This is a genomic window from Streptomyces sp. AC627_RSS907 (assembly GCF_019049165.1).
On sequence record NZ_JAGMUE010001096.1, the window covers coordinates 1 to 750 of the forward strand.

Consider the following 750-nt stretch of genomic DNA (forward strand, 5'->3'; position numbering starts at 1 on the left):
GAGCGGGTCAACGCGCTGGGCGACCTCATGGTCTACGGCGACCTGCCGCGCCGGGAGCCGGACACGCCGCGCCCGGACGGCTGGCTGCGCGAGTTCGACTGGCCGCCGACCGCGCGCCGCGACCTGCACCACGTCGTGGACGTCGAGGACGTGTCGGTGATGAACATGCGGCTGGACAACGGCGTGATCGCCGCGTACCAGCAGTGCCACTTCAGCCCCGACTACTTCCGCAACTACACGGTCATCGGCACCGAGGGCCGGATCGAGAACTTCGGCGACGGCCCGGGCGACCTGGTGAAGCTGTGGAACACCGGTCCGTCCGGCTACCGGTCCGGTGGCGACGCGGAGTTCCGGGTGCCGGAGGCGAAGGGTTCGCACGGCGGCGCGGACGAGCGGATCATCGCGGAGTTCTGCCGCTTCGTGCGCGAGGGCGGCGCCACCGACACCTCGCCGGTGGCCGCCCGGATGAGCGTGGCCGCCGGCGAGTTGGCCACCCGCTCGCTGCGCGCCGGCGGCGCCCCCTTCGACGTGCCGCCCCTCGCGCCGGAGCTGCTCGCCTACTACGCGGCCGGCCAGGAGCGCCCGGCCGGCGCCTGAGCCGAGACCGCGGCACCTGAGCCGCGGGGCCGGGGCCGCACCGTTCGGGGGGCGGCCCCGGCCCCGCCCCACCACCCCGGTGGCCGGGCCGGGCTGCCCCCGCGGCCCGGCCACCGGTCCACGTCACGCACGTGAACTGCCCTGGCACAGCAG

Annotated in this window: 1 protein-coding gene; it reads left to right on the forward strand. The window is 75.7% G+C overall.

Translation table 11 applies throughout. The features are described 5' to 3' along the window. On the forward strand, nt 1-597 hold a 597-nt coding region (locus tag KUM32_RS40470; RefSeq protein WP_254406773.1), incomplete at its 5' end, for a Gfo/Idh/MocA family oxidoreductase. Between the last annotated feature and the right edge of the window lie 153 nt (nt 598-750).